The sequence below is a fragment of the Mesorhizobium sp. B2-6-4 genome, from assembly GCF_006441495.1.
Taxonomy (GTDB): Bacteria; Pseudomonadota; Alphaproteobacteria; order Rhizobiales; family Rhizobiaceae; genus Mesorhizobium.
Genome location: NZ_VFUE01000012.1, coordinates 26,961 through 45,668, shown reverse-complemented (window position 1 = coordinate 45,668; position 18,708 = coordinate 26,961). Strand labels below are relative to the sequence as shown.

Annotated in this window: 16 protein-coding genes; 8 read left to right on the top strand and 8 right to left on the bottom strand. The window is 63.4% G+C overall.

What is annotated here, in order from left to right; all coding sequences use genetic code 11:
* Window positions 1-127: 127 nt before the first annotated feature.
* Both rsmD and FJ426_RS17765 read right to left on the bottom strand, forming a co-directional pair.
* On the bottom strand, window positions 128-682 hold the full coding sequence (gene rsmD, locus FJ426_RS17770; protein ID WP_140624605.1) for a 16S rRNA (guanine(966)-N(2))-methyltransferase RsmD: 555 nt from the start codon (window positions 680-682) through the stop codon (window positions 128-130).
* Window positions 679-2,736, bottom strand: a complete 2,058-nt coding sequence (locus FJ426_RS17765; protein WP_140624604.1) for a pseudouridine synthase — start codon at window positions 2,734-2,736, stop codon at window positions 679-681. Before FJ426_RS17765 ends, rsmD begins: the two co-directional genes overlap by 4 nt.
* Before the next feature lie 182 nt (window positions 2,737-2,918).
* Here FJ426_RS17765 and FJ426_RS17760 point away from each other — a divergent pair, with 182 nt between their 5' ends.
* Window positions 2,919-3,368 (top strand): nucleoside deaminase, encoded by a 450-nt coding sequence (locus tag FJ426_RS17760; protein WP_140495017.1) that lies wholly within the window; start codon window positions 2,919-2,921, stop codon window positions 3,366-3,368.
* 43 nt (window positions 3,369-3,411) lie between these two features.
* On the opposite strand, the gene FJ426_RS17755 is transcribed toward FJ426_RS17760, so the two are convergent.
* Complete coding sequence (locus FJ426_RS17755; protein WP_140494227.1) at window positions 3,412-4,089, bottom strand: hypothetical protein; 678 nt, start codon at window positions 4,087-4,089, stop codon at window positions 3,412-3,414.
* A gap of 202 nt (window positions 4,090-4,291) precedes the next feature.
* On the bottom strand, window positions 4,292-7,255 hold the full coding sequence (gene ileS / locus FJ426_RS17750) for an isoleucine--tRNA ligase (protein WP_140583797.1): 2,964 nt from the start codon (window positions 7,253-7,255) through the stop codon (window positions 4,292-4,294).
* 295 nt (window positions 7,256-7,550) lie between these two features.
* Between ileS and FJ426_RS17745 the strand changes: the two genes are divergently transcribed.
* Together FJ426_RS17745 and FJ426_RS17740 are read left to right on the top strand one after the other, a co-directional pair.
* Window positions 7,551-7,994, top strand: coding sequence for an antitoxin Xre/MbcA/ParS toxin-binding domain-containing protein (locus FJ426_RS17745; protein WP_140494231.1), 444 nt, complete (start codon window positions 7,551-7,553; stop codon window positions 7,992-7,994).
* Between the two features lie 2 nt (window positions 7,995-7,996).
* Window positions 7,997-8,431, top strand: coding sequence for an RES family NAD+ phosphorylase (locus tag FJ426_RS17740; RefSeq protein WP_140816999.1), 435 nt, complete (start codon window positions 7,997-7,999; stop codon window positions 8,429-8,431).
* Between the two features lie 12 nt (window positions 8,432-8,443).
* Here FJ426_RS17740 and FJ426_RS17735 read toward each other — a convergent pair whose 3' ends face one another.
* A complete protein-coding gene (locus FJ426_RS17735; RefSeq protein WP_224519163.1) occupies window positions 8,444-9,214 on the bottom strand; it encodes a MipA/OmpV family protein in 771 nt (256 codons plus the stop codon).
* Between the two features lie 227 nt (window positions 9,215-9,441).
* On the opposite strand from FJ426_RS17735, the gene FJ426_RS17730 reads away from it, so the two are divergent.
* Window positions 9,442-9,996 carry an HdeD family acid-resistance protein gene (locus FJ426_RS17730; RefSeq protein WP_140494237.1) on the top strand — a complete coding sequence of 185 codons (555 nt, stop codon included), beginning with the start codon at window positions 9,442-9,444 and terminating at the stop codon, window positions 9,994-9,996.
* A 58-nt stretch (window positions 9,997-10,054) separates the two neighbouring features.
* Here the strand turns inward: FJ426_RS17730 and FJ426_RS17725 are convergent, their stop codons facing one another.
* The gene (locus FJ426_RS17725; protein WP_140817303.1) at window positions 10,055-11,035 is read right to left on the bottom strand and encodes a bifunctional riboflavin kinase/FAD synthetase; all 981 of its coding nucleotides are present in this window, start codon (window positions 11,033-11,035) and stop codon (window positions 10,055-10,057) included.
* A 6-nt stretch (window positions 11,036-11,041) separates the two neighbouring features.
* Window positions 11,042-11,902, bottom strand: a complete 861-nt coding sequence (locus FJ426_RS17720) for a TIGR01459 family HAD-type hydrolase (RefSeq protein WP_140825488.1) — start codon at window positions 11,900-11,902, stop codon at window positions 11,042-11,044.
* 249 nt (window positions 11,903-12,151) lie between these two features.
* Here FJ426_RS17720 and FJ426_RS17715 point away from each other — a divergent pair, with 249 nt between their 5' ends.
* The 3 genes from FJ426_RS17715 (at window position 12,152) to FJ426_RS17705 (ending at window position 16,992) form a co-directional block, all read left to right on the top strand.
* The gene (locus FJ426_RS17715) at window positions 12,152-14,074 is read left to right on the top strand and encodes a pilus assembly protein (RefSeq protein ID WP_140560517.1); all 1,923 of its coding nucleotides are present in this window, start codon (window positions 12,152-12,154) and stop codon (window positions 14,072-14,074) included.
* A 195-nt stretch (window positions 14,075-14,269) separates the two neighbouring features.
* On the top strand, window positions 14,270-16,246 hold the full coding sequence (locus tag FJ426_RS17710) for a TadE/TadG family type IV pilus assembly protein (protein WP_181172757.1): 1,977 nt from the start codon (window positions 14,270-14,272) through the stop codon (window positions 16,244-16,246).
* A gap of 113 nt (window positions 16,247-16,359) precedes the next feature.
* The gene (locus tag FJ426_RS17705) at window positions 16,360-16,992 is read left to right on the top strand and encodes a LysE family translocator (protein ID WP_140560516.1); all 633 of its coding nucleotides are present in this window, start codon (window positions 16,360-16,362) and stop codon (window positions 16,990-16,992) included.
* A gap of 22 nt (window positions 16,993-17,014) precedes the next feature.
* Here the strand turns inward: FJ426_RS17705 and FJ426_RS17700 are convergent, their stop codons facing one another.
* Window positions 17,015-17,839 carry a DUF2189 domain-containing protein gene (locus tag FJ426_RS17700; RefSeq protein WP_140515546.1) on the bottom strand — a complete coding sequence of 275 codons (825 nt, stop codon included), beginning with the start codon at window positions 17,837-17,839 and terminating at the stop codon, window positions 17,015-17,017.
* 329 nt (window positions 17,840-18,168) lie between these two features.
* On the opposite strand from FJ426_RS17700, the gene FJ426_RS17695 reads away from it, so the two are divergent.
* Entirely contained in the window at window positions 18,169-18,675 is a 507-nt protein-coding gene (locus tag FJ426_RS17695) for a CAP domain-containing protein (RefSeq protein WP_140560515.1), read from the top strand.
* Window positions 18,676-18,708: the final 33 nt, after the last annotated feature.

Genomic DNA, 18,708 nt, shown 5'->3' with positions numbered 1-18,708 from the left:
TTCTCATGACGGACGATAGGCGGCGAGCCGATGTTGTGAAAGTGAATTGTTGATTACTGGCATGGCACGACCTGCTCCCCTGGGAAGAGGGCTCGCATTCCATCTTCGCCCGCAAATGAAGCTTAACTCAGGCGGCCTCGACAAGCCGGATCAGCGTCTCGCCATAGTGGCGCTCGTCGACAACTGAAAATCCCGGTCCCGGCTCGAAAGGCGCCGCCGCTGCCTCCTCGACCACGCACAGCGCGCCGGGACGCAGCCAGCCGCCTTGCTTGGCCGACCTCAGCGCGCGTTCGCCAAGACCCTTGCCGTAAGGTGGATCGGCGAAAACGAGGTCGAACGGCGCCAGCGTGCCGGCCTCGCCCAGAGCCGTCGCATCGCGCCGGAATATCTTGGTGCGGCCGGTCAGGCCGAAGGCCTCGACATTGTCGCGGATCAGGCCGCGGCCTTCGGCCGACTCCTCGATGAAGACGCCATAGGACGCGCCGCGCGACAGCGCCTCGAGCCCGAGAGCGCCCGTGCCTGCGAACAGGTCGAGCACGCGCGCGCCCTGCAACCGATCGGCAAAGCGATGCGCCAGCACATTGAAAACAGCCTCGCGGGTGCGGTCAGTGGTGGGGCGGATGGCGCTGCCGCGGGGCGTCGCCAGCGGGCGCCCGCGAAACTCGCCGCCGACGATCCTCATTTCGCCCTTGGACCCTTGAAACCGCCGCGCGGCCGCTCGCCGCCGCCGCCCGGACGTTCGCCACGCGGCTTGCCGAACGGCTTGGGGCCGCCCGGCTTGCCGCCGGGCTTGCCATAGGCCGGCTTGAAAGACGCCTTACGGGCCTTGGCCTCAGCGGCTTTGGCAGCATCCGCCTCCGCCCTGCCCTTGCCGATTGGGCGCGCGCCCGGCGCCATCCAGACATTGGCCTTGCGCTGGCCGGGCGGCTCGATCGGCCGCTGCTCGCGCTCGGATTTCTTGCCGCCCGGTTTGCCGCCAAAACCACCGCGCGGCTTGTCGCCGAAGCTACCGCGTTCGGGTCTCGGGCCGCGGTCGCCAAAGCTTTTTTCCGGCCTCGCGCCTCTGTCGGGGCTGGTCGACAGTTTGCCCAGCGCCTCGTCACGGCTGCCTTCGCGGCGCTTGCGGTTCTTGATCAGGCCGCCCTCGCCGATCGGCCGGTGGTCACCCTCGCGCGAAAATCTCGGCCGCTCGGCCTCCTCACGCCGCGGCTCGAACCGCCGCACCGGCAAGTTGGAAAACGGCTTTGTTATCTCGGCATCGAAATTGGCACCGGATTCCTCTATCAGGCGTTCGCCGAGCTGATCGCGCAACACCTTGCCCTTGATCTCCAGCACATGGCCTTCGGGGAGCTCGTCGAGCTGGAACGGGCCGTAGGAGATGCGGATCAGCCGCGTCACGTCGAGGCCGAGCGCGCCGAGAATGTTCTTGACCTCGCGGTTTTTGCCCTCGCGCAAGCCGATCGTCAGCCAGGCGTTCGAGCCTTGCTCGCGATCGAGGCTCGCCTCGATGGCGCCATAGAAGACGCCGTCCACGGCAATGCCTTCGCGCAAACCCGCAAGCGCACTTTCCTCGACCTTGCCATGGACGCGCACCCGGTAACGGCGCAGCCAGCCGGTGGCCGGCAGTTCGAGCACGCGAGACAGGCCGCCATCATTGGTCAGCAGCAGCAGGCCTTCGGTGTTGATGTCGAGCCGGCCGATGGTCATCAGCCGGGGCAATTCAGCCGGCAGCACGTCGAAGACGGTCTTGCGGCCCTCGGGGTCGCGGTTGGTGGTCACGACACCGGCAGGCTTGTGGAACAGGAACAGCCGAGTGCGCTCGATCGGCGGGATCTCCATGCCGTCGAGATGGATGATGTCGCCCGGCATCACATTGAAAGCCGGCGAAGACAGAACCCGGCCGTTGACCTTGACGCGGCCGGCCGCGATCAACTCCTCGGCGTCGCGGCGCGAGGCAAGCCCGGCGCGAGCCAGCCGCTTGGCGATCCGCTCGCCGGCTTCCTCGGGCGCCTCCGCAGGACGCGGACGGGACTTGAAACCGCCTTGCGGCCGGTCGGCAGCGAAATCGCGCTTCGGACGGTCTGCGAAATCGCGCTTCGGACGGTCAGAGAAGTCGGGCTTGGGCCGATCGGCAAAATCACGCTTAGGACGATCGAAGCGTCTTTCACCCGTCGCACCTTCAGCCGCCATTGGCCGCTCGCCGCGCGGTGCATACGGCTTGCGCGGGCCTTCGCGGTTTTCATAAGGCTTGCCTTGCGGACGCGGACCCTTGTTGAAGGGCCGCTCCGAGCGCCCGCCTTCCCCGCCCTCGCGCGGCTTGTACTCACGCTTCTGTGGCCGTTCGCCATCGGCGGCCATTGGACGCTCGCCACGCGGTGCGTAGGGCTTCCGCGGGCCTTCGCGGTTTTCATAAGGCTTGCCTTGCGGACGCGGACCCTTGTTGAAGGGCCGCTCCGGGCGCCCGCCTTCGCCGCCTTCGCGCGGCTTGTACTCACGCTTCTGGGGCCGTTCGCCATCGGCGGCCATCGGCCGCTCACCGCGCGGCGCGTAGGGTTTGCGCGGCCCTTCGTGCTTTTCGAAGGGCTTGCCGCCGTCGCCACGCTTGGCAAACGGTTTCTTGGCGCCGAAGGCTGGCTTGCCGCCTTTGCCGGCATCGCGCCCACGCGCGCCCGCCGGTTTCGGACCGCTTTTGCCCGGACCCTTCTGGCGCGGAGTTTTCTTGTCGTTGTCGTCCATGTGGCCTTTGTCCGTTTGCGCTGCTACAGCGTGGCGCATCCTTTCGGGCGCGCAACGAACGCTGTAGCATTTTTGATTTGGCGCATGATCATTTCCGAAAACCGTACCCGATTTTCGAGGTTATGCGCTCAATAACAGGATCACCGTCGAGTGGCGAGGAGATAATCGGAATGGAAACCCGCGTGAAGCGGCCCGATTTCATGGCGCTGGCGCTGGAGGAGGCGCAAGCGGCAGCCTCGCGCGGCGAAGTGCCGGTCGGCGCCGTCATCGCCAGCGCCGGCACGGTCATTGCCAGTGCCGGCAACCGCACCCGGGAGCTTGCCGATCCGACGGCCCATGCCGAGATGCTGGCCATCCGCGAAGCCTGCCGAAGGCTGTCGAGCGAGCGGCTCTCCGGACACGATCTCTATGTGACGCTGGAGCCTTGCGCCATGTGCGCCGGCGCCATCTCCTTCGCCAGGTTGCGCCGGCTCTACTTTGGCGCCGCGGACGAAAAGGGCGGCGCGGTGGTCAACGGCGTGCGCTTCTTCGCTTCGCCGACCTGCCATCACACGCCTGACATCTATGCGGGCATCGCGGAGGCCGAATCGGCCCTGCTGCTGAAGGATTTCTTTCGGGAACGCCGCGACTGAACGGGGTGCGATACCCGTCAGCAAAGCAAATGCGCCCCGCTTTTTACAGGGACGGCAGCCAGTCGAACCAGCCGCCCTTCTTGCCTTCCGCCTCTCTCTTCAGGCGGCGTTCCTTTTTGTACTCGTCTTCGCCGAGTTCGTTTTGCGGCGCCGTGCCGGATGCGACGCGATAGGCAAGGGGCGGCTCGCTCAGATATTTGCGGGTATTCGGATCGCCCTGCTTGCTTTCGGCAAGGCGGCGCTGGATATCGGCGGCGCGGCCCTTGTCGGAATCGGCAGGCGTCCAACGCGGCGGGTGACTCGATCCGGATTCCTCCATCGCCTTCTTCACCGAGGCGGGATCCGTCTGCACGTCGTCGACGATCTGCGACTGGTAGGACGGATCATCCTGGTGTGCGGTGGCGTCGGCGCGCAGGCGGGCACGGCGCTGCTCGGGCGATTCTGGCCATTCGGCGCTTGCGGTCTCGATGCTATCCTGTGGCGCCGGCAGCGCTTCCTTCTGACCAGGCGCCGGCTTCACCAGGGTCGGACGCGGCTTGTAATCGATGTGTTCCTTGCGCTTCGGCGCGAACGAAAAAGCGCCCGTGAGATCGCCGGCCAATTGTTCGCCGGCGGTCTTGTCGGTGCCGTAGGTCGGAGAACCGACACATCCGGACAGAGCGAGCCCCGATGCGACAAGCGGCGCCAACAGCGCGAGGCGCGCATTAAATCTCTCGGTCATGCCAAAAAGTCCCACTCTAGACAGCCTCTCGATCGCCGCCGGCCCCAAGGTCCGGTCCCCGTGTCCAAGCACTTGCGACGAAAATCCGGCGACAATTTGTCTTCCGGAGTTTCGCGTGTTTACCTCAACCACTCGTTAAGGGCAACGCGCGGACGGATTTGCACCGACCGGCGTGGCATTTGTGCACCGATATGCCTGGCCTTCAAAGCCGGCCGAGCGCCTTAAGCTCATGCAGCACGGCGGCGTCGCGCGCCGAGACATCGGGAAAGGCAGGATCCTGCCCGACATCGGCGGTGTAACGCCACGACCGCGCGCATTTGACCAGGCCGCGGTCCTCGGCTTTTTCGATCACCACGGCGATGCCCTTCACGTCTTCGAGCGTGAAGGCGCCTTGTTGCGCCTCGCCATGGGCGATGACGAGATCGCTGGTGATCGCCATTTCGGCCATGTCGACATCCGATATCGCGGCTTCGAGCGCCGCATCGTCGATGGTAACGACGGGAACCGCTTCCAGCGACGAGCCGATCACCTTCTGGGCACGCGCGATTTCCAGCGCACCGGTGACGACGCGGCGCACCTGCCGCACCTTACGCCATTTCTCCGCCAGCGCCTCGTTCTTCCAGTTTTCCGGGATCGCCGGGAACTGATCGAGATGCACCGAGACGGCATCGGGATGGCGGTCGAGCCAGGCCTCTTCCATGGTGAAGGGCAGCATCGGCGCCAGCCATCTTACCAGGCAGTCGAAAAGGTGGCGCACCACCTGCACCGAGGCCTTGCGCTTCGCGCTCGACGGCGCATCGCAGTAGAGCGCGTCCTTGCGAATATCGAAATAGAAGGCCGACAACTCGACCACCATGAAATCGAGGAGCGCACGGGTGATGCGCTTGAACTCGAAGGCATCGTAGCCCTGGCGCACCACCTCATCGAGTTCGGCGAGGCGATGCAGCATCAGCCGTTCCAGCTCCGGCATCCCTTCCAGCGGCACCTCCTCGCCATCGTCGTGGGCGAGCGTGCCCAGCATCCAGCGGATGGTGTTGCGCAGCTTGCGGTAGGCGTCGATGTTGGTTTGCAGCACGTTCTTGCCGAGGCGCTGGTCTTCCCAATAGTCAGTCGTCACCACCCACAGGCGCAGGATGTCCGCGCCGGACTGCTTGATCACGTCCTGCGGGACGACGGTGTTGCCGAGTGACTTCGACATCTTGCGGCCGTCCTCGTCCATGGTGAAACCATGGGTGACGACGGTGTCGTAAGGCGCCCTGCCCCTGGTGCCGCAGCTTTCGAGCAGTGAGGAGTGGAACCAGCCGCGATGCTGGTCGGAGCCTTCGAGATAAACGTCGGCCGGCCATTTGAGATCGGGACGATCCTCCAGCGTGAAAACGTGGGTCGAGCCTGAATCGAACCAGACGTCGAGGATGTCCGTCACCTGCTTCCATCTGGAGGCATCGTGATTGCCGAGGAAACGGTCCTTGGCACCGGCGGCGAACCAGGCATCGGCGCCTTCTTTCTCGAAAGCGTCCATGATGCGCTGGTTGACCGCCTCGTCCTGGAGCACATTGCCGTCGGCGTCGGCGAAGACCGCGATCGGCACGCCCCAGGCGCGCTGGCGCGACAGCACCCAGTCGGGCCGTTCCTCGATCATGGCGCGAATGCGGTTCTGCCCCGCCCCCGGCACGAAACGGGTGTCGTCGATCGCCTTCAGCGCACGGCTGCGCAGCGTCGTGCCGTCGCCGAGGTCCTTGTCCATGTAAACGAACCATTGCGGCGTGTTGCGGAAGATGACCGGTTTCTTCGACCGCCAGGAATGCGGATAGGAGTGTTTCAGCCGACCGCGCGCGAACAACGCGTTGCGCTTGATCAGCTCATCGATGACCGCTTGGTTGGCATTGCCCTTCTTGCCGTTGTCGTCAAGGACGCGCGCCGCGCCACCCTCACGATCCGGACCGAAGCCCGGCGCGTCCTTGGTGAAAAAGCCGGCATCGTCGACGGTGAACGGGATCGCGGTGTCGACGCCGCGCGCACGCAGGTCCGGGGCCGCCTCCATCCAGGCGTCGAAATCCTCGCGACCATGGCCCGGCGCCGTGTGAACGAACCCGGTGCCCGCATCATCGGTGACATGGTCGCCGGCAAGCATGGGCACCGGAAACTCGTAACCGCCGCCAAGACCCTTGAAGGGATGCGAAAGCGTAAGACTTCCAAGCTCTTGCGCCGACACGCTGCGAAGACGATTCAAGGTGACTTTGGCCTTGACCGAAGCCTCTTCGGCCAGCGTATCGGCAAAGATCAGCTTTTCGCCCGGCTGCGGGCCGAAGGCGTTCTCGGCTGCCGTAACCTCGTAGAGACCGTAGTCGATGCGCGGCGAATAGTTGACGGCACGGTTGCCGGGGATCGTCCAAGGCGTCGTCGTCCAGATGATGACATGGGCCTGCAGCAGATCGAGAGCGCCCTCGGTCAGTGCGGCCTCTCCGTCAGCCACGGGGCGCACCAGACTGGCGACCGGGAACTTCGCCCAGATCGTATCCGACTCGTAGTCCTGGTATTCGATCTCGGCCTCGGCGAGCGCGGTGCGCTCGACGACACTCCACATCACCGGCTTGGAGCCGCGATAGAGCTGGCCCGACATGGCGAATTTCAACAGTTCGCCGGCGATACGCGCCTCGGCGTGGAAGGCCATGGTCGTATACGGGTTCTTGAAGTCGCCGATGACGCCAAGGCGCTGGAATTCCGCCCCCTGAACGCCGATCCAGTGAGCGGCGAAATCCCGGCATTCCTTGCGGAACTCGTTGACCGGCACCTCATCCTTGTTCTTGCCCTTGGCGCGGTACTGCTCCTCGATCTTCCATTCGATCGGCAGGCCGTGGCAGTCCCAGCCGGGCACGTAATTGGCGTCGCGGCCGCGCATCTGGAAGGAGCGGTTGATGACGTCCTTGAGGATCTTGTTCAGCGCATGGCCGATATGGATGTTGCCGTTGGCATAAGGCGGGCCGTCATGCAGCACGTATTTCGGGCGACCGGCGGAGGCCTCGCGCAGCTTGCGGTAGAGATCCATCTCCTGCCAGCGCTTGACCAGCACCGGCTCCTTCTCGGGCAAACCGGCACGCATCGGGAAATCCGTCTGCGGCAGGTAAAGCGTCTTGGAATAGTCGATCGTTTCAGCTGTATCGGTCATTGGTCTGCCATTGTGGATTGCCCGGCGGCAAGGGAGCTCGGGCCTGAACTATCATGATCTGGAAAAAGCGCGAGGGGTCGCGCGCAAGATTCCCGGCGGCTCCGACAGCTCTCAGGCCGTCCGGAACACCGGGCTGGTAATTCGTATCGTAATCGCGACGGAACGCGAGACCACTGTCATGGCCGCGCTTTTAAACGAGGTGGGCCAGCTTGGAAAGCCCGAACTCCAAGGCACTCGCCTTGCCGCTTGTGCCAATTGCGCATATATGTTAGGCAAATGGCACCGGAGGCGCGTCATGTCCAATCCGCATCGCAAGGTCCACGTGCCGGCTGCCAGACGGGCCGCCCGTAAGGAGAAGGTCGAGCGTGCGCAGGATGGCTTGGTCCGGGATGCCGCAACGGGGCAATTCCTGGTCAGCTTCACCAAGGTGGAAGAACTCCGCCACCGTGGGTTCAGCAATGACGAAATCTACAAGATCGTAGGATCGCGGCGCACTTTGGCGCGCAGGAAAGAACGCAATGAGAAACTGAGTATTGCCGAGTCCGATCGCGTCATGCGCATCGAGCGCATTTCCACAATGGCGGATCGTGTTTTCGGAGACCACGAAAAAGCGCAACGTTGGTTGCGCAAACGCAGCCGGGTGCTCAACGAAGCGCCTATCACGCTCCTGCAGTCGGAAACCGGTGCTTCCCTGGTGGAAGAGGAACTGCATCGCATCGATTATGGCATTTTCGCCTGACGATGCGTCTATGGCGTATCTCCAACTTCGCCGACCTGTCCGGCCGGGGCGGCATGCTCAGCTCCGGCCGTTGGAACATCAAGGGCACCGCCATTGTGTACTGTGCGGATCATCCCGCCACGGCGCTTCTTGAAATTCTCGTTCATGTCGACGTGGAAGATTTGCCGCCCACGTTCCAGCTCCTGGAAATCGAAGTGCCTGACGGCGTCTCCATTGCCGTCCGCGATTTGCCCGAGGGCTGGAAAGACAATCCGGCCAAGACACGCGAGATTGGCAGCGATTTTGTCAGTGCCGCCAGCCATCCAGTCATGGAAGTTCCTTGCGTGATCGTTCCCTTCGCCAGAAACTATATTCTCAATCCCGCCTTGCTGGAACGCGAAGGCATCGCCATCGTCGGCACCACAAGTCAACAGATCGATACGCGATTGCTGGAATAAGGCCGATACCGGCTACATCTTGAAATCGAAGCGATAGGTCGTCGATACGCCGATCATGAACTGGTTGCGGTCGCCGCGCTCCTTGACCAGGCTGGAATCGGCGGCCGGGCCTTCGAGGCGTGAATATTCCCCGAACAGGCTGGCGGTCATCGGGTCGGTCACCTTCCACGTCACCGCACCGCCAAGGCCGACCGATTTCAGGCCGCCGCCGGGATTATACTGGTTCAACCCCGAGGCCACGGCTTCCTGCGCGTCGACGCCGTAATAGGCGTCGAAATATTTGGCGGAGGCGAACGAGACGCGCGGCCCGCCAGAGATCCTGACGGTTGGCGTCACATCGTAGAAGGCGTCGGCGGCGATGTCGGCGACGAAGCCGTTATGGGCGCGGATGCCGTGCCGCAACTCGGCACGCGCACGTATCCAGTCCGTCGGATAGAATTCGAAGAAGCCGCCCACCTCGCCGCCCCAGCGGACCGGATCGAGGCCCTTCAACTCGTCGGCATCGCCATCGTCGCGCGAGAACAGGAACTTGCCGGTCAGGCCGGCGCGAACGCCGCCGTCATCGACCAGCGCCAGCGAAATGTTGTCGTTGCGTGAGGTGAAGCGGGCCGCCGGGCCAGCCTTGCCCAAGGAGATGATCGGCGAGGCGCTGAGCAGGTACTTCTTGCCGCCCTCGAAATTAGGCGCCACCATGCCGGTGGCGCCGACCGTCAGATACCAATCGCCGGACAGCCAGCCGAAGGCGCCCTCGCCGGCATCGGCCGCACCCGAGGTAGCCAGCATGACGGTAGCCAAGGCTGCAGAAATTTTCCCGACCGGACTCATGACTACCCCATTAACACGATACGACTGTCTTTCGGTCACAGCTTTGAAGAGGCTTTGGTAAAATTTGATTTAAGGTCGAGACGTCCGGCTCGCATTGCTCACCATCCGGCCGCCGTCGGCTGGACGCGGGTCGGCACCAAGGGTAACTTCATTCCCTGCTGGCGGTCCTCGATGGAGGTGGCGACATGACCTTGCACGGCGATGCACTGAAGAACGCGATCGGACAGACGCGAGCAAAGTGGGGGTGGTTTGTTGGCCTGGGCGTGTTGCTGCTGATCCTCGGCGGCATTGCGTTCGGCAACCTCTTCATTGCCACGGTGGCTTCCGTCTATGTCGTGGGGTGGCTGATGCTGGTGGCCGGCATCATCGAGATCATGCATGCCTTCGGGGTCAAGACGTGGGGCCGCTTCTTCTACTGGCTGCTCAGCGGATTGCTCTACGCGGTCGCGGGCTTTTTCGCCTTCGACAACCCGCTGCTGGCCTCGGCGGTGCTGACCTTCCTGCTGGCCGTGGCGCTCGTCGCTTCCGGCGTGCTGCGCGCCTGGGTCGGCTACAGCCACCGGCCTGAGCGCGGCTGGGGCTGGATCGTCGCGGCCGGCGCCATCAGCGCGATCGCAGGATTGATCATAGCCATGGGCTGGCCGGTCAACAGCGTATGGGTGCTCGGCCTGTTCCTGGCAATCGACCTGATCTTCCAGGGCTGGACCTTCATCGCCGTCGGTCTGGCGCTGAAAAAGTAACGTCTGGTTCGAGCATGATCTAACCCGAAAACCGGGCGCCACTTTTCGGGACCATGCTTCAAAAAGCCATGGCCGCGTCGAGTTGCGAAAGCGGCTTGACGCCGGCCAGCAGTGCTCTCGCCTCGGCCTCGTCGCGCTTCATCTGCGCGACCAGCGCATCAAGCCCGTCGAACTTGACCTCGCTGCGCAGGTAACCGAAGAACGACACCTGGCAGATCTCGCCATAGAGGTCACCGGAAAAATCGAAGACGAAGGTTTCCAGAAGCGGCGCGCCATCATCGTCGACGGTCGGACGGCGGCCAAAGCTGGCAACTCCGTCATGCAGCCTTCCGTCGGCGCGGCGAAAGCGAACGGCATAGATGCCTTCCCTGAGGGTCGCCTCGGCGGGAAGCCTCATGTTGGCGGTCGGAAAGCCGAGCGTTCGCCCTAGCTTCTGGCCGTCCACGACTTCGCTCTCCACCGTGAAGCGATAGCCGAGCAGGCCGGCGGCCTCGGCCACCGCGCCTTCGCAAAGCAAGGCGCGGATGCGGCTCGATGAAACCACCTCGGCGCTTTCGTCCCGAAATGCATCGACCAGCGTGACGCCGAAGCCATGGCGCTCGCCAGCCGCCATCAGATAGGCCGGCCCGCCCTGGCGGTCCTTGCCGAAATGAAAATCGAAGCCGGTCACGGCATGGGTGATGCCAAGCGTTCTCTCCAGCACGTCGGTCACGAAAGCTTCCGCCGACAGCGAGGCGAAGTCGCGCGTGAAAGGCTGTTCGACGAGCGCGGCAAAGCCCAGCAGCGACAGGAGCCGCGCCTTCATCGGCGGCGGCGTCAGCACGAACAGCGGTATCTCGGGCCTGAATATCTTTCGCGGGTGCGGTTCGAAAGTCAGCACCAGCGCCGGCACGCCACGCCGCCGCGCCTCCGCCAATGCCCGTTCGAGCACCGCCTGATGACCGCGATGGACACCGTCGAAATTGCCGATCGCGACAACGCCGCCGCGCAAATCGGCGGGCAGCGGCGCGGTTGCCGAAAGGTGCTGGAAAGCGTCCATCGCCATCTACCGCAGCCTGGGAATGACGGCTACTGGATGATAGCCGTGCCTGTCAAGAAACGCGGCGAGCCTTGCCGGATCCGGCTGCGATGCATCGCCATAGTCGCGGGCATGGATGCCGCCCGAGACATAGAGAACGTCGAAACCGTTGCCGGCCGCGCCCTTGATATCGGTCAGCATGCCGTCGCCGATGGCCAGCACCTGGCGGCGCTCGACCGGCCGGCCAAGGATCTCCGCCACCTCCTTCATCGCCACATCATAGACCGGCGCATATGGCTTTCCGGCTATCAGCGTGCGGCCGCCGAGCTGCGCGTAGTCGCGTGCCAGGGCGCCGGCGCACCAGATGATGCGTTCGCCGCGCTCGACCATGATATCCGGGTTGGCGCAGATGAAAGGCAAGTTCCTGGCGCGCAACCGCCGCAGCAGCTCCGCATAATCTTCGGGCTTCTCCACTTCGTCATCGAACAGGCCGGTGCAGACGACGCCGGATGCCTCGAACTCCTCGACGAGATCGACGTCGAGCCCGTCATAGAGGGTCAAGTCTCGCTCGGCGCCGACATGGAAGATCTTTCGCGGGCCTTCCACGATTAGGTCGCGGGTCACGTCGCCCGAGGTGACCACGCGGTCGTAGGCCGATGGGGGAACGCCGATGACGTTCATCTGGGCCACGACGTCGGCGCTGCGGCGCGGCGAATTGGTGATCAGGACGACGGGAATGCCGGCCGTACGGGCAGTCGCCAGCGCCGACGCAGCCGCGGGAAAATGCCTTTCGCCATTGTGCACCACGCCCCAGACATCGCAGAGAATGGCCGAATAGTTCTTCGACACGTCTTCGAGCGAACCGATGATGTCAGGCGAGGCCGCCATGCCGTATCCTTCAGTCATGATCGTTGCGGTGCCGCAGCCGACGGTTCGCCGCAGCCGGTTGGAATTATCCGAACCGGCCCAGCCTGTCACCAGCTTTCGCCCGCCTGTACCGGCATCCACCACCGTTCACTGGTTGGTTAACGAGCTTTGAAAGTGCAAGCTGACCTTGGATATATTCCAGAAACCTGAAATTTAACGATTTATGACACCGTCCCCACTGACTATCGATTTGGCGGGGCAGGTGTGACAATGATCCGAAGATTCGGACGCGACCGGCGTGGCAATTATGCGCTGATGACCGTGCTCGCCATGGTGCCGCTGATGGGCGCCGTGGCGATCGCCGTCGACTATACGGAAATGGTGGGCCAAAGGCAAAACGCCTTGAACGCCTTGGACGCGGCCGGCTTCGCCACGGCCCAGCAGATCGTTGCCGGCGCCAGCGACGCCGACGCCGTGGCCTATGCCAAGAATTTCTTCGAAGCCAATCTCGCGCATATCGATCCGGCCAACACCACGCTGGCCGTGACGCTGCCCAACAACAACACAGGCGGCGGGACGCTGAAGCTCTGCGCGACCTTGGTCTACAAGCCCTATTTCGAGCCGACGGCTAAACTACTGCTGGGCGGCAGCGCCGGCAGCACCGATATCGGCTTCAGCACCTGCTCCGAAGTACGCCTGAAGAACACGTTGGAAGTGTCGCTGGTGCTTGATAATTCCGGTTCGATGAAGGAGCTCGGCAAAGGCTCGAACAAGGTGCGGTTCGACCTTCTCAAGAGCGCCGCCAAGCAGTTGGTCGACCAGTTGGCCGGCCAGGCCCAGCAGATGAGGCAGGTCACCAAGCCGGTCCAGTTCAGCCTCGTTCCTTTCGCCGCCTCGGTGAATGTCGGTCCGGGCAACGCCTCGGCGGCGTGGATGGACACGACCGGCATCTCGCCGATCCATCACGAGAATTTCGACTGGACGAACACCATGACGCAGGAAAAGTCGCCGTGGGGGACGACCAAATACGCGCAAAACATCGCCGGCATCTGGTATGCGAAAGGCACCGGCTGGGACGCGAGCCAGAAAGACCAGCCGCTGACCCGGTTCTCGATCTACAAACAGATGAAACGCACCACGGGGTGCAGTTCAAGGAACCGGGACGGCAGTTGCAGGACCTACACCTACGATACGGTTGCCAACTGGGGAGGCTGTGTCGAATCTCGGCCATATCCATACAACATCCAGGATACCGCAGCGTCCACACCCGCTACCCTGTTCGTGCCGATGTTCGCGCCCGATGAAACCGATCTCATCGACAGCAGCAGCCGGCCGGCCAACAACAATTGGCGTGCCGACGTGCCGTCGGGGACACTTGTGCCGCCAGTCACCAGCGCCGAACGCCAGCGCTACATGCCGAAATATTTCAATGATCCGGGGACTACGGTGACATCAGGCTATGGCATGGATGCCGGTCCCAACACGAGTTGCAGCACAACGGCGATCAAGCCGCTGACCGACGTCTCCACGACGGCCGGCGCCGACGCGGTCAAAGCCGCCATCGACGCCATGGCCGCTGACGGCGCCACCAACGTGCCGGAAGGCATGGCCTGGGGCTGGCGAACCCTGTCCAGCACCGCACCCTTCACCGAGGGACGGCCCGAGACGGAAAGAGGCAATGACAAGGTGCTGATCGTGCTGACCGACGGCGCCAATACCTACTACACGCCAACGTCGGTGACGGCGCAGACCTACTCTGGAACCAATTGGAGTTCTGGCGGCAACGACATGGCTGGCAGCAAGGCGATCTATTCGGCTCTCGGATACGCCGTACCTTTCATCAAAAGCTATACCTATGGCCGCATGTTCCTCGGCACGGATGTCACCAAGGACGACTACAGCAACGCCAACTACACCAAAGCGATGAACGAGCATTTCACCGCCCTGTGTAACAACGCCAAGGCCGCCGGGGTCATGGTCATGACCATCGCGCTTGATCTGGACGCCACCAAGACAGCGGAGAAAACGCAGATGGATGCGCTGAAGGCCTGTTCTTCGGATTCCCGCTTCAGCAAGGACAAGACCGATCCGAGCAAGCCGATGAAGCTGTTCTGGAATTCGACGGGCGCAACGCTGTCCGACGATTTCAAGGCGATCGGCAACGAGCTGTCCAACCTGCGCATCGTCAGCTGATCCGACGAATTCCACGTCGACGCCCTGCATCCGGCGGGGTGTCGTTTTTTGGAGGCACCGGGGGGCCGCTCCAGATTGGTTAGTGCTTGGTGAAGCGCGAACCAAGCAATCGAGCGGTTTCCCAAACCCGTCCTTCAGCGTTTTGTGGAAAGCTGGCGTCGATCGAGAATCCGCCGGCGGGGGCCGCTGCAAGACATGCGTGAAATCTGGCGTCAGTTCCGCCGCGACAGGCGCGGCAACTATGCTCTCATGACGGCCTTCGCGATGGTCCCGCTGATGGGCGGGCTGGCGCTCGCGGTCGACTTCACGGAAATGAACCGCGAAAAGCAGACGGTGTTGAACGCGCTCGACGCCGCCAACTTCGCCACCGCGCGCCGCCTGACGGAAGGCGCCACCGACGACCAGCTGAGAGCCTATGCGCTCGACTTCTTCAACGCCAATCTGAACGATGTCGATCCCGCCAACACGACGCTCAACCTCACTTTGCCCAGCAACGCCGCTGGCGGCGGAACAATGAAGCTTTGCGGCACCTTGACCTATAATCCTTACTTCCTGCCGACGGCGAAGGTACTGCTCGGCGGCACCGGCGCCACCAATATCGGCTTCACCGCATGCTCTGAGGTGCGGCTGAAGAACACGCTCGAAGTGGCGCTGGTGCTGGACAATTCCGGTTCGATGGTCACGCCCGGAACCGGCTCGGGGCAGAAGCGCATCGATCTCCTCAAGACCGCGGCGAAGCAGTTGGTCGACACGCTTGCCCAGCAGGCCGCGATGATCAAGCAGGTCGACAAGCCGGTGCAGTTCGGCCTCGTACCCTTTGCCGCCTCGGTCAATGTCGGTCCTGGCAACGGCAACGCGTCCTGGATGGACACCGAGGGCCTGTCACCGGTGTCGAACGAGAATTTCGACTGGTCGACGCTGAACGCCGCCAACAAATACGCCCAGCAGACCAACGGCATCTGGTACAAACGCGGCACCGGCTGGGGCGACGAGGAAGGCCAGATGCTGACCCGGTTTTCGCTCTACCGCGACATGAAGGTCGTCACCAGCCATGAGCGTGTTAAAAACAGCAAGCACGTTGTTTGTGCTGAATACAACTGGAACAATACCTGCAAGCGCAGTTACGACGCATACGACTATGTCGATTCCTACGGTCCGTTCGCCAGCTGGCAAGGCTGTGTCGAAGCCCGGCCCTACCCCTACAATGTCAACGACGCCCCGCCGTCCGGCGGCTCGGCCAATACCGGGATAGGCGTGGGCGATCCGGCGACGATGTTCGTGCCGATGTTCGCCCCGGATGAACCCGGCAATCACTGGAAGATCACCCAGGATCCCAACGAAGCCGCACCAAAGACCTACGGCGCCATCAACAGCTGGTGGAACGACGATCCTTCAAGCAGCAGCGGCCAAGCCCGGCTGCGCAACATGACCAAATATTTCCAGCCGCGGCCGATCGATGCGCCGGTATTGCCCGCAGGCAACGGCCCGAACTACAGTTGCACCACCAACCCGATCACGCCGCTGACCGACGTCAGCGTCGCCGATGGGCTCGCCACGATCAAAGCCGCGATCGACCTGATGCAGCCGGATGGCGGCACCAATGTTCCCGAGGGCATGGGCTGGGGCTGGCGGGTGGTCTCGAGCGGCGAGCCGTTCACGCAGGGGCGCCCGGAAACAGAAAAAGGCAACGACAAGGTGGTGATCGTGCTGACCGACGGCGCCAACACCTATTACACGCCTTCCTCGCTCAGCTATTCCGACCCCGCCGATTCGAAGTCGACCTACGCGTCCTACGGCTATCTCAAGCCCGGCTATGCCGGCACCTCGGTCGGGCGCCTGTTCATGGGTACATCCAGCGCCATCGGCCAGTTCGACTATTCGAACGGCAATTACACCAGCGCGCTCAACGAGCAGATGACGACGCTTTGCAACAACGCCAAGGCGGCCGACATCATGGTGATGACGGTGGCTCTCGACCTGTCCACGACCAAGACCACCGACAAGAACGCCATCGATGCGCTGAAATCATGCTCGTCGGACTCGCGCTTCCGCAAGGACCCGGCGGATCCGAGCAAACCCGCCAAGCTGTTCTGGAATGCGACGGGCGCCAGCCTGTCCAACGATTTCAAGGAAATCGGCAACGAATTGTCGAACCTGCGCGTGGTCGGTTAACCGGACTCTGGCGCAACGCCTGACGCCGCCAAGCCCTTGTGGGCGCCTGCCGCAACAGGCACATAATGCCGCACGCTGGATCGCATCCATCGCGGCACGCCTGGGGACGAACAATGCCCGATACCGCCAACCACCTCGCCTTCGCGCTGGTCTGCCTGGGCATGGTGCTGACGCCGGGTCCAAACATGATCTACCTGATCTCGCGCTCCCTGTCGCAAGGGCCGAAGGCCGGACTGATCTCGCTTGGCGGGGTCGCCGTCGGTTTTGTCTTCTATGTGCTGTCGGCGGCATTCGGCATCACGGCGCTGCTGCTGGCCGTGCCCTTCGCCTATGACGCGCTGCGCTTTGCCGGCGTGCTCTATCTCCTGTGGCTGGCCTGGCAGGCCGTGAAGCCGGGCGGACGCTCGCCATTCCAGGTGCGCGACCTGCCGAAAGACGGGCCGCGCAAGCTGTTCGCCATGGGCCTGATGACCAATCTGCTCAATCCGAAGGTGGCGGTGCTCTATTTGTCGCTGCTGCCGCAATTCATCAGCATTGGCAAAGGCCATGTCCTGTCTCAGCTTCTTGTGCTCGGCGCGACGCAGATTTCGATCAGCCTGACCGTGAATGCCATCATCGCGGTGACGGCCGGCTCGATCGCCGCGTTTCTCGCCGGGCGGCCTTTGTGGCTGGTCATCCAGCGCTGGATGATGGGAGGCGTGCTGACGGCGCTGGCGCTGAAGATGGCGACCGACGCACAGCGCTGAGGGCGGCGGTCCCGGCGTTGGTTTACATCGGCCGCCTTGTCTGCTGGGTCCGCTCCGGTTCCACCACCTTGCGGTAGAGGTGCCAGGTGGCATGGCCAAGGATAGGCATAACGACCGCGAGCCCGGCAAACAGCGGGATCGAACCGATCACCAGCAGCACCGCGACCGTCAGGCCCCAAAGAGCCATCTGCAGCGGATTTGCCATCACCGCCCGCGCCGAGGTTTCTATGGCCGAAACGGCGCCGACGTCACGGTCGAGCAGCAACGGGAAGGCGACGACAGTGGTGGCCAACACGATCACGGCGAAAACGAAGCCGGCGGCGTTGCCGAGAAGGATCAACGTCCAGCCTTTGCTGGTCGTCAGCACGTCGCGGACAAAGGCGCCGATCGAAGCCGGCGGCTGGTCGCCGAACAGGCTGGTGTAGATCGACTGCGCGGTGAACAGCCACAACAGGAACAGCACGAAAAGCATGATGCCGATGACCGCGATCGAAGGCACCGCAGGCGAGTGGCGGACATCGAGGGCATGCCGCCAGTTGGTGTTCATGCCGAGCTCGCGCCGGCGGCTGATCTCGTAGAGGCCGAGCGCGGCGAAAGGGCCGACAAGGGCGAAACCCGACATCAAGGGATAGACGAGCTGAATGGCGTTGGAGCCAGACGTCCACTGCGTCAGGATCAGGCCGACGATGGGATAGATCAGGCACAGGAAAACGTAGTGAGACGGTTTTGCCCAGAAATCCTCGGCGCCGAGCCGCAGCGCATCCCAGAGGTCCGATGTGGTGATGTGGCGCACCGTGGGCTGCACATGCATTCCGCGCGCGTCCGCCATGACATGAAAGCTGGCCATAAGCTTCCTCCCGTTGTCGGGGGCGGTCACCACCGTGATGGCCGCCCGTAGCTGCCACTAGTAGATGTAACAGCATACCCGATTTGCCAGGGGCTGTCGCCAAATCGATGGTTCCGGACAGGCCATCACGGGATTGTCATCGCTGCCCGGCAGAAGCCGCGCGATCTTCGGCATCGGATTTCTCGGATGATGGGCCATTCGGAGCTGGATGGCCGAACGCAACGCTTCAAGACTGCGCGGTGCGATCAGCGAAGGCCAGGGCATCAATTTCCTCGACAGTTTTTTCGGCTTGCCCGTCAAAAGCCATGATCGCGACTATGCAGGTAGGAATGAGCATTGTCATCGACCTCCCTCCAGAACCGCTCCGGACAAGGCGCTCCTTGCTGATCGGTCTTGCGGCCATAGCCGGGCTTGCCGCCTGCAGCACCGTTTCCGTGCCCACCGGTGAGGGCGCAGGTGTCTCTTCCTCCGCCACGGCCACCCTGGCCAACTTGCGCGCCGCGGCCGGGCGGAGTCCGCTGACCGCGGACACCCAGCTCGAACAGGCGGCGTTGCAGCAGGCCGGCTACATGGCGTCGCGGACGCGCATGAGCCACACCACCGGCTGGGGCAAGGATTTCGCCTCGCGCATGAAGGACAATGGCGTGCACGGCGCTGCGGCCGAGAACATCGCCGAAGGCCGCTTCGACCAGCAGAAACTGTTCGACATCTGGATGCATTCGACCGGCCACCGGCGCAACATACTCGATCCGGACTTCAGCCGTTTCGGGCTTGCCTATGTCCGCGACGGCCGCGACCCCAGCCTCCGCTACTGGGCCCTGGTGCTCGGAAGGTAGCAAAGCCATCGCCGGCAGCGGACAGCCGTCGGC